This is a genomic window from Paenisporosarcina sp. P4_D4, assembly GCF_056401835.1.
This window is the reverse complement of the sequence record NZ_JBFUIO010000081.1, coordinates 1-10,628: the sequence shown is the minus strand read 5'-3', so window position 1 is coordinate 10,628 and position 10,628 is coordinate 1. Positions and strand designations below refer to the sequence as shown.

Annotated in this window: 9 protein-coding genes; 6 read left to right on the top strand and 3 right to left on the bottom strand. The window is 39.0% G+C overall.

Annotated elements, in window-relative coordinates; translation table 11 throughout:
- From AC1DSL_RS13760 to AC1DSL_RS13750, 3 genes are all read left to right on the top strand, one after another.
- The coding region (locus AC1DSL_RS13760; RefSeq protein WP_477532598.1) for an ABC transporter ATP-binding protein at positions 1-1,659 on the top strand (1,659 nt) is incomplete at its 5' end.
- Between the two features lie 15 nt (positions 1,660-1,674).
- Positions 1,675-3,483, top strand: a complete 1,809-nt coding sequence (locus AC1DSL_RS13755; protein WP_342541866.1) for an ABC transporter ATP-binding protein — start codon at positions 1,675-1,677, stop codon at positions 3,481-3,483.
- 68 nt (positions 3,484-3,551) lie between these two features.
- The gene (locus AC1DSL_RS13750; protein WP_016427837.1) at positions 3,552-4,211 is read left to right on the top strand and encodes a potassium channel family protein; all 660 of its coding nucleotides are present in this window, start codon (positions 3,552-3,554) and stop codon (positions 4,209-4,211) included.
- Between the two features lie 214 nt (positions 4,212-4,425).
- On the opposite strand, the gene rnjA is transcribed toward AC1DSL_RS13750, so the two are convergent.
- Both rnjA and AC1DSL_RS13740 read right to left on the bottom strand, forming a co-directional pair.
- Entirely contained in the window at positions 4,426-6,093 is a 1,668-nt protein-coding gene (gene rnjA, locus AC1DSL_RS13745; RefSeq protein WP_477532597.1) for a ribonuclease J1, read from the bottom strand.
- Positions 6,094-6,098: 5 nt separating this feature from the next.
- Positions 6,099-6,308, bottom strand: coding sequence for a DNA-dependent RNA polymerase subunit epsilon (locus AC1DSL_RS13740; RefSeq protein WP_016427835.1), 210 nt, complete (start codon positions 6,306-6,308; stop codon positions 6,099-6,101).
- A 277-nt stretch (positions 6,309-6,585) separates the two neighbouring features.
- Here AC1DSL_RS13740 and AC1DSL_RS13735 point away from each other — a divergent pair, with 277 nt between their 5' ends.
- On the top strand, positions 6,586-7,356 hold the full coding sequence (locus tag AC1DSL_RS13735; protein WP_477532599.1) for a Cof-type HAD-IIB family hydrolase: 771 nt from the start codon (positions 6,586-6,588) through the stop codon (positions 7,354-7,356).
- Between the two features lie 46 nt (positions 7,357-7,402).
- On the opposite strand, the gene def is transcribed toward AC1DSL_RS13735, so the two are convergent.
- On the bottom strand, positions 7,403-7,951 hold the full coding sequence (gene def, locus AC1DSL_RS13730; RefSeq protein ID WP_342541865.1) for a peptide deformylase: 549 nt from the start codon (positions 7,949-7,951) through the stop codon (positions 7,403-7,405).
- Between the two features lie 140 nt (positions 7,952-8,091).
- Between def and AC1DSL_RS13725 the strand changes: the two genes are divergently transcribed.
- Complete coding sequence (locus AC1DSL_RS13725) at positions 8,092-8,736, top strand: YkyA family protein (protein WP_477532596.1); 645 nt, start codon at positions 8,092-8,094, stop codon at positions 8,734-8,736.
- 784 nt (positions 8,737-9,520) lie between these two features.
- A partial coding sequence (gene pdhA, locus AC1DSL_RS13720) for a pyruvate dehydrogenase (acetyl-transferring) E1 component subunit alpha (protein ID WP_477532595.1) occupies positions 9,521-10,628 on the top strand: 1,108 nt, incomplete at its 3' end.

The window sequence follows — 10,628 nt, the reverse complement described above, 5'->3', positions numbered from 1 at the left end:
TTAATTACTGTGGCCTATCCAATCATCTTGCAACAAACCATTGACCGTGTAATTAAGGGGCAAGAATATGATTTGGCATGGAAACTTGCTGGGATTTTCATGGGTCTTATGATTATCAAAGGAATTGCCACGTACATTGGGCAATACACGGGGGATATGTTCGGAATTCGCTCGGTCTATGAATTGCGAAATGCGTTATATGCTAAATTGCAACGTTTGCCATTCTCGTATTACGATAATGCAAAAACGGGAGACTTAATGTCCCGACTGACAGCTGACGTAGAAGGATTCAGGTTCTTCTTATCGTTCGGATTCGTTGAGTTGTTCCGTTTGGTGTTTTTAGTATCCGTTTCGCTTTGCGTTATGTTTTATTATTCAGTTTCATTAACATTTGTGTCGATGGCCGCCATGCCTTTATTAGTTGTAGCAGTGCTACGATTCGATAAATTGGTGCATCCGGCTTTCAGGGACATCCGTAAATCATTCGGTAAATTAAATACGAATGTTCAAGAAAACATTAGCGGGATTCATACAGTGAAATCACTTTCCCGTGAATCGTTCCAAATTAACAAATTTAACAATTCAAACGGTGACTATAAAGATCGATATTTATTTACAACTGAAATCTGGGCAAAGTACTTTCCTGTGATGGAGTTCCTCGGAAATATCAGCGTGGTCTTCTTATTCGGCTACGGGGGCTTCCTAGTTATGGAAGGTCAATTAAGTGTTGGGCGCTTAGTGGCATTCTACAGCTTATTGGGTTACATTATTTTTCCGATTATGAACTTAGGTTTCACGGTCAATCTTTTCTCTCAATCAAAAGCATCCGGAGAGCGTTTACTGGAAGTGCTGGAAGCACCCGAACCGATTACATCCAAAGAAAATGCAATCGATGGTTCAAGAATGAAAGGACATGTAGCGTTTGAAAATGTCACTCTTCAATATCGTGAAGAAGATCAATTAGCTCTTGAAGAAGTGAATTTGAAAGTGGAAGCTGGAAAACGGGTTGGGTTAATAGGTGCAACGGGTTCAGGTAAAACGAGTTTAACACAACTGTTAACGCGTTTTTACGAACCGACAACGGGAACAGTTAAAATTGATGGCATTGCTGTCGATGAATATTCGCTTACCTCACTACGCTCTAACATTGGCTTTGTTCTTCAAGAATCATTTTTATTTTCATCTTCGATTAAAGCCAATATTTCATATGGTCGTCCTGATGCAACGATGGATGAAATTATCGATGCAGCTAAACGTGCCAATGCCCATGATTTTATAATGGAGCTACCTGAAACCTATGACACGATGTTAGGGGAGCGGGGGCTCGGTTTATCAGGCGGGCAAAAACAAAGAATTGCAATCGCTCGGGCATTATGCCAGAATCCTGCAATTTTGGTGCTAGATGATGCAACAAGTGCTGTAGACATGAAAACGGAACTTCACATTCAAAAGGCTTTGGAAGAAGTGATGAAAGGCCGTACAACGTTTATTATTGCTCACAGGATTTCATCTGTGAAACATGCAGATGAGTTGATTGTATTTGAGCATGGGAAGATTGTTCAAAGAGGTACGCATGATCAATTGATAAAACAACAAGGTTTGTATAAGCGGATTTATGAAATTCAATACAAAGACCAACTTGAAAATATTTATGCATAGAAAGGCGGAATCACAATGACTAAACAAATCAATCCTAGTGTATTAAAACGATTCCGCTACTCTTCGGATGATGTAATTGATGCACCGTTTAACTGGTACCAACTCGCTCGACTCTTTACGTATGTGAAACCTTATGCAAAAACATTATTGCCAAAGGCTTTTATTGCTGTAACAATTACCACGCTGATTCGGCTTATCATCCCTATTTTGATAGGTGAGTATGCCATTGACCAAGCATTGGAAAACAAAGATGCTCAAATGCTATGGGTGGTGGTTGGTACTATTGCAGGATTATATATTGTCAACACTGTTGCGAATCGTTTCAGAATAAGGTGGATGAATGAACTCGGTCAAAATGTAATATACGATTTGCGTAAACATTTGTTTACGCATGTTCAATGGCTATCGCATCGTTTCTTCGATCAACGTTCAGCCGGCTCAATACTCGTCAGGATTATGAACGATATAAACTCGCTGCAAGAGTTGTTTACAAATGGTGTTATCAATCTATTGATGGATTTGCTACTTCTTATAGGGGTACTTATCATCCTGTTTACGCTCAGTCCACCACTTGCTTTAGCAGTTCTGGTCATCTTGCCCCTGATGTTTTTCATCTCGACGACGCTGCGTAAAAACATCCGTCGCTCATGGCAGGATGTGCGGATGAAACAAGCGAAAATCAACTCCCATCTGAATGAAAGTATTCAAGGAATGCGAATTACTCAATCATTCACACAGGAAAATGAAAACATGGCGTTCTTTAATGGAATTAATGAAGAAAGTTTTGAGTCTTGGCGTGTAGCCACTAAAAAGAATTCTATGTTCCGACCGTTCGTAGAAATGACGAATGCCGTTGGTTCGGTTGTTCTGATTTTGTACGGTGCATATTTAATCCAAAATGACCAGCTTGACCTTGGTGCATTCGTCGCATTTGCCTTTTACCTCGGCATGTTCTGGGAGCCAATTTCACGTTTAGGCCAGATATATAACCAATTACTGATGGGGATGGCGTCCTCTGAAAGAATTTTCGAATTCTTGGATGAGCAGCCTTTGGTACATGAAAAAGCAAATCCAACTAAAATTAATCAATTACAAGGTCATATCGAATTTGAAAATGTTCAATTCGGTTATGAAAAAGACCGTTTAGCTTTAAAAGGAATCTCTCTTGAAATGAATGCAGGGGAGACGGTTGCCCTGGTTGGTCATACGGGATCTGGTAAAACGACAATTGCCAATCTGGTTTCACGTTTTTACGATCCAACTTCTGGTGTGGTGAAAATGGATGGAATGGATATCCGTGATTTATCACTGAGTGCATTGCGTGAACAAATCAGCATTGTACTTCAGGAAACGTTTATTTTCTCAGGCTCCATCATGGATAATATTCGATTCGGCAATCCACATGCTACGGATGAAGAAGTAATCAATGCAGCCGAAGCTGTTGGTGCAAACCGTTTCATCGAGCGTTTATCGAATGGGTATGATACCGAAGTGGAAGAGCGAGGGAATATTTTATCCGTTGGTGAACGACAACTGTTATCTTTTGCACGGGCACTTCTTGCAAATCCAAGAATTATCATTCTGGATGAGGCAACAGCTTCCATTGATACGGAAACAGAACTTCAAATTCAACAAGCGTTAAGAACGCTGTTGAAAAACCGGACAGCGATCATGATTGCTCATCGACTTTCTACCATCCGTGAAGCAAATCAGATTATTGTTTTGGAAAATGGACGTGTTTTGGAATCGGGGAATCATGATTCTTTAATGAAAGATCGTGGTCATTATCACCAGTTGGTGATGTCCCAATTTGGAGAAGCGTAAAAACATTTTGAGCGTCTATTAAAGTTGTGATACACTATGACCATTCGTTCCGCAACGGAGGTTGAAAGATGAAGAAAGAATTCGTAGTTATTGGGTTAGGTCGATTTGGTGGAAGTATAGTTCGTGAGCTGATTGAACAAGGTGCAGATGTTATGGCCATCGATAAGTTTTCAGACCGTGTCGATGAATTTGCATCAATCGCGACACAAGCTATTGTTGCAGATACGACAGATGAATCTGTCTTGAAATCACTTGGGATACGTAATTTTGAACATGTAATCGTTGCGATTGGAGAGGACATTCAATCCAGTATTTTAACAACGTTGATGTTGAAGGAAATTGGTGTCAATAAAATCACGGTAAAAGCTCAAAATGACTATCATGAAAAAGTATTACGTAAAATCGGTGCCGATCAAGTGGTCCATCCTGAACGCGATATGGGTATTCGAATTGCCAACAACATAATGACAAATAATGTACTTGATTATTTGGAGTTATCGGAAGAACATTCAATTATGGAGATAAAAGCGAATGAAATATTGGCTGGCTCTACTTTAATTGATCTAGATATCCGTGCGAAATATGGAATAAATATTGTTGCGATTAAACGGGGAGCTGATATTCTCGTTTCTCCGCAAGCAGATGAAGAAATCAAAATCAATGATGTACTGATCGTAATCGGTGCAGACGCAGATATTATCCGCTTTGAAAAGAAAGCAATGCATTAAAGAAAAGCGGAGAAGCCTGTGCTAGCTCGACTCCGGTGCTGGAAGGCTCGAAACGAAAGCTTGCTTTCGCTTGAGAGACTGAAGCTAAGGAGCGAGCTGGGCTTYGGAGCTWGACATGAMGAAAAGCGGAAAGCGCTGGAAGAAAATAGCCTTCTAAAACAAAAGCTGTGCCACTAACACATTATGTGTTGGTGGCACAGCTTTTTGAATAGTATTAAACTTCCATTATAATTGGTAGAATCATTGGACGACGTTTTGTTTTTTCGTATAAATACGGTCCTAATACGTCGGTTATTTCATTTTTCAATTCTGACCAAGGGGTTGCCTTGGATTGAATTGTTTTTTGTAAATGGCGATTTAACATATGTTGTGCTTCATTGATCATCGCACCTGATTCACGCATGTAAACAAAACCACGAGAAATAATATCTGGACCAGAAACAATCTTCTGACGTTCTTGGTCTGTGCTTACAACAACAATGACTAAGCCTTCTTCTGAAAGAATTCGGCGATCGCGTAAAACAATATTACCGATATCACCAATGCCGCTACCATCGATATAAACATCACCTGAAGGAATGCGACCAGCGACTGCTGCTTGGTTTTGKCTAAGTGCCAATACATCACCGTTTTCCATGATGAAAGTATTTTCCGGCTCCACGTCACAATCAACAGCAAGTTCCGTATGCATTTTCAACATACGATACTCACCATGAATCGGCATAAAGAATTTAGGTTTCATTAAACGTAACATCAATTTCTGTTCTTCTTGAGAACCATGACCTGAAGTGTGAATGTTATTCAATGAACCATGAATAACATCTGCTCCTGCACGGAACAATAAGTTGATTGTTCGATTGACGCTTGTACGATTACCAGGAATCGGTGAAGAAGAGAAAATTACCGTATCCGCTGGTTGAATTTGAATTTGTCGGTGTGTACCGTTTGCAATTCTCGATAACGCTGCCATCGGTTCACCTTGGCTACCTGTACATAAAATCATAACTTCATTCGCAGGCAAACGATTCAATGATTGCGCATCGACGAATGTTTCTTTCGGTGCAGTAATATAGCCAAGTTCACGTCCGATTGTAATGGCGTTATCCATACTACGTCCAAAAACAGCAATTTTACGTCCGTGATGGACAGCCGCTTCCGTTACTTGTTGTAAGCGATGAATGTTTGACGCAAAAGTTGCGAAAATGATGCGACCATCAACTTTACGGAAAATTTCCGACAAGCTTTCGCCAACTTTACGCTCTGACATTGTGAAATTTGGTACTTCTGCATTTGTACTATCAGAAAGCAAACACAGCACGCCGTCTCGGCCAATTTCAGCCATTTTGGTTAAGTTAGCTGGTTCACCAACGGGTGTGAAATCGAATTTAAAATCTCCTGTATGTACAACATTGCCGGGTGGTGTTTTAACTACGATGCCGTATGCATCCGGAATACTGTGCGTTGTACGGAAGAAACTCACTGAAGTTTTTCTGAATTTAATCACGTCTTCTTCAGCGATTACATGCATTTTAGTTGTACGCAATAAACCATGTTCTTCTAATTTATTTCGCAATAAACCTAGTGCAAGTTTGCCTCCGTAAACAGGGATATTTAATTGTTTCAGCAAATAGGGAATACCACCGATGTGATCTTCGTGACCGTGTGTAATAAATAGACCTTTAATCTTGTCTACATTTTTCACAAGGTACGTGTAATCAGGAATAACGTAATCAATCCCGAGTAAATCATCTTCAGGGAATTTAATACCTGCATCAATTAAAATTATTTCATCTTGGAATTGAACACCATAAGTGTTTTTACCGATTTCGCCCAGTCCGCCGAGTGCGAAAACCGCTGTTTGATCATTCTTAACAAATTTCATGTGGATTAAAGTTTCTCCACTTTGTAGTTTTCGCTAGCTTGTTCGTAAGATAAATGATTACCTTCTAGTAGCTGAACGAATTCGATATTATACTTGCGATCCTTTAAAGCGTAACGAACTTCACGTTCAGAGGATGCTTCGATATAAAGGCTTTTTGTGTTTTCGCGAACTGGCACTTCAAGCACGTTTTCTTGATAATAAACTTTGTAAATCATGTTTTGCTCTCCTTTTTCACGTTCAAAATAATTACATTCTCTTTATATTATCACGAGCGCCTTTTAAAATAAAGAAAAGCCCTACTATAAATAGCAGGGCAAAAAATTAAGCGATCGATTTTTTCCCGAGTATGCCGCCCAACCGTCTCAATAATTTCTTTTTTAGACGCTTTAACATGGCAAATCACTCCTTATACATCATTATACAGAAAATTGCAACTTTTGTAAAGGGTTCCCGTCTTTAGTAGACTGGAGGACAAAAGAAAGGATGAAAGTTTTGAGAAAAGTATTGTTTTTTGATATTGACGGAACCTTATATAATTCCGATAAAAAGTTACCAATCAAAGCGAAAGAAGCAGTATTCGAAGCTCGAAAAAACGGGCATGAAGTTTTTATCGCTACTGGACGAGCACCTTTTATGATTCAGGATGTTCTAAAAGAATTAGAGATTGACTCGTACATATGTTTTAACGGTCAATATATTGTCTATAAAGGTGAAGTGGTGTCCAAAACACAAATTGATCTTGAACTACTCAAGTCAGTATCGGCCTACGCGGAAATCAAAAATCATCCGATGGTATATATGAATGCTGAAAAAATGATTGCCTCTAGTACATATCATCCTCATGTAGAAGAAAGCATCAGTACCCTGAAGTTTCCTCATCCTGCTTTCGAAAAAGATTTTTATCTTAATCAAAAAATTTATCAAGCGCTTTTATTTTGCTCTTTTGAAGAAGAAAAGGCATACAAAGAAAATTTCCCGCTTTTGAAATTCGTCAGATGGCATCGTGTATCTACTGATATTTTGCCAAATGGGGCTTCAAAAGCCAATGCTGTATATTTTTTATGTGAAAAACTTCAAATCGCAGTTGAAGACACGATTGCTTTTGGAGACGGGCTGAATGATGTCGAAATGTTGGAGGCGGTAGGTTTTGGCGTTTGTATGGGGAATGGACATGAAGAAGCGTTGAAACGTGCTAAATATGTTACCACTCATGTTGACGAAGATGGTTTAGTAAATGCCATGAGATATTTAAAGCTTATTTAATTCAAATAAACAGCAAAAAGGTTCCCAAAATTTTTGGGAACCTTTATTATTTTCGTTCATAAGGAACGGCATCAGGGATTTCTTCAAAAGGGTTTTTCTTGTTGATGTGATCGAAAAACATAATCCCGTTCAAGTGATCCAACTCGTGTTGAAAAGCGATTGCTGGTAAACCTTTTAAACGCAGTTTGAATTCTTTTCCATCTGGATAAATACCTTTGGCGGTTATGCGTGCATATCTAGGAACATAACCTTCTATTGCACGGTCAACAGATAAACAACCTTCTCCAACAGTAATATACGTTTTTTCAACTGAGTGACTGATTATTTTTGGATTTATGGCAACTAGACTTAATTCATCGTCCGGTAAGTGAAGTGCAAACATACGCTTTGATACATTGACTTGGGGTGCAGCTATTCCGATTCCAGGACGCAAGTCATATCGTCCCACCATTTCCGAATCTTGACTGTTTTTCACATAGTCCAATAAGTCCTGTGCCAATTTGGCATCTTCAGTGCATAGAGGGAAATCTACTTCCTGCGCTTTTTTTCGCAAAGTTGGATGTCCTTCGCGGATAATATCTTTCATTACAAACATCGTGGTCTTCCTTTCCTACTTTCAGTCTTTAATTAGTATAGCGAAGGTTAGCCCTTGTGCAAACGAAAATGACGAATTTAGTGAAGTTGAAATTTTTCACTTGAAGGTCTATAGTAAAAAAAGATTTGGGAGGTTATGAAATGAAAAAAATTGTAATTGGTACCGTTTTGTCTACTTCACTATTACTCTCTGCATGTTCAATAGGAACATCTGTTGAGCAGCAATTATCCGATTCATTAACTAAAATATATGAAGAAGAACAAGGATATCGTGACGCACAAGCAAAATTGGCTGAATTAGAAAAGAAAGAACAACTGACTTTTAACCAAACGATGGAACTTACTCAAGAACAGAAAGAAAAAGTCGGTGCAAAAGTTGAAGAGATGAAATTATCATTAACTGAAAGATTAACTCTATTAAAAGAAGAGAATGATTCGATTAAAGGCGCCCAAGAATCACTTTCTTCATTAGATAAAATAGTAGAAGAGGCAAAAGAAGATCAAATCAAATCTTCGGTATCTGAATTACAAGCTACAATGGATGCGCGATATGAAGCACATGATGTCGTAAGTGATGAATATCAAAAATTAACTGACTTACAAAGTGATTTATATGAAATGCTAGCGAATGAAGAAACTCAACAAGAAGAACTTCAGGAACATGTAACGAAAGTCAATGTGCAAAACGAACTTGTTCAATCAGCGATTAATGCTTTCAATGATGCAACCAAAAAAATAAATGATCAGAAAGAGTCTGTATATGACTCGTTACAAGAAGAAAAGTAAAACGACCTCGAGCTGAGGTCGTTTCAGCTTTTTGACAAAAGAATAATAATTAATATAAAAGTATAAAAATTGAGTTCTTATTTTTTGCACTCTAACGAAAGAGATTGTGGTCGGCTATATCTTTCGCTTTCCGCGGACGAAACGCTAGCCTCCTCGGCTCAGCTGTCTATGACAGCTGAACCTGTGGGGTCTAACTTATTTCGTTTTTCCGCAGGAGTCTTCAGAAATAGCCGACCATCATCTTACTAATGAAATAATATGAAGAGATATGCAAACAGAAGCGAAATCCGTTGATTGGAGTGGAGGCGGCGACTTCAGCGGGAACAGCACGAGCTGAAGGCCCCGCAGGAAACGAATAGTGCAAATGTAAGTTTGCACTATTCGTTTGCGACGAAGCTAGCGAAGCGATGYAGGAGCACCGGTTTTTCTAGTGACGAGGAGACTGAAGCCGTGCCCGCGAAACGCGTCCGCCGCAATGGAAATCAACATTTTCTTRCATACGCTTTTTCATTAGTATACAGTTAAAAAACGACCTCGAGCTGAGGTCGTTTTTTTGTGCGTTGTAGAACGTTTACAGTCGATTTAGTTTTATAATACAGAGTTTCATTTGTACTAGTACAGATTTAAGGAATGTGAATAGTCCGTCATTGGTAAGTTCATATTTCACTAGAGTTTCCAATGATTGACCACGAAAATAAAGTTGAGTATACTAGGAAAGAATGAACATTGTATCACTCAATTTTTATACTTGCTTTAATACAGTTACTTAAGGAGAGGTGTTAACATGGCTGCAAAAAATGCCAAGCAATTAGGACCAGTAGAAACACTTCAAGCGATCGAAGAAAAATTTGAAATGTTTCAGATTTTGAATGAAGAAGGCGAAATTGTTAACAAAGACGCAGATCCAAATTTATCAAATGATGAATTAGTCGAGTTAATGCGCCGCATGGTGTATACACGTATTCTTGACCAACGTTCTATTTCTTTAAACAGACAAGGGCGTTTAGGTTTCTATGCACCAACAGCTGGGCAAGAAGCTTCTCAATTAGCTTCTCATTATGCTCTTGAAAAAGAAGATTTCATCCTACCAGGGTACCGCGATGTACCTCAAATGATCTGGCACGGATTGCCACTTTCACAAGCATTCCTATTCTCAAGAGGACACTTCATGGGGAATCAGATTCCTGAAAACGTGAAAGTATTCCCACCACAAATCATTATTGGTGCTCAAATCATCCAAGCTGCAGGTGTTGCTCTTGGTATGCAAAAACGCGGGAAAAAATCAGTTGCTGTGACTTATACAGGTGACGGTGGTTCTTCGCAAGGTGACTTCTACGAAGGTATTAACTTTGCAGGTGCTTTCCGCTCTCCAGCTATATTCATTGTTCAAAATAACCAATATGCAATCTCAACTCCACGTGAATTGCAAACTGCTGCTAAAACAATCGCTCAAAAAGGGATTGCAGCAGGTATTCCAAGTATCCTAGTTGATGGAATGGATCCATTGGCAGTTTATGTTGCAACACGCGACGCTCGTGAACGTGCAGTTAATGGTGAAGGCCCAACATTAATTGAAACATTATGTTACCGTTATGGACCACATACGATGGCTGGGGATGACCCGACACGTTACCGTACATCTGATACGGATTCAGAGTGGGAAAAGAAAGATCCATTAGTTCGATTCCGTGCTTATTTAGAAGCAAAAGATCTTTGGAATGAAGAAAAAGAAAATGAAGTGATCGAACAAGCTAAAGAAGAAATCAAAGATGCCATTAAAACAGCTGATGCTGCTCCGAAACAAAAAGTGACGGATCTAATGGAAATTATGTATGATCCAAACGTAGAAATGCCATATCACTTAAAAGAACAATATGAACTTTACAAAGAGA

Excerpts from the sequence above, each read along its gene's own strand:
- AC1DSL_RS13755 (WP_342541866.1), top strand. The coding sequence starts at position 1,675 with ATGACTAAACAAATCAATCCTAGTGTATTAAAACGATTCCGCTACTCT.
- AC1DSL_RS13750 (WP_016427837.1), top strand. The coding sequence starts at position 3,552 with ATGAAGAAAGAATTCGTAGTTATTGGGTTAGGTCGATTTGGTGGAAGT.
- AC1DSL_RS13740 (WP_016427835.1), bottom strand. The coding sequence starts at position 6,308 with ATGATTTACAAAGTTTATTATCAAGAAAACGTGCTTGAAGTGCCAGTT.
- def (WP_342541865.1), bottom strand. The coding sequence starts at position 7,951 with ATGTTTGTAATGAAAGATATTATCCGCGAAGGACATCCAACTTTGCGA.
- AC1DSL_RS13725 (WP_477532596.1), top strand. The coding sequence starts at position 8,092 with ATGAAAAAAATTGTAATTGGTACCGTTTTGTCTACTTCACTATTACTC.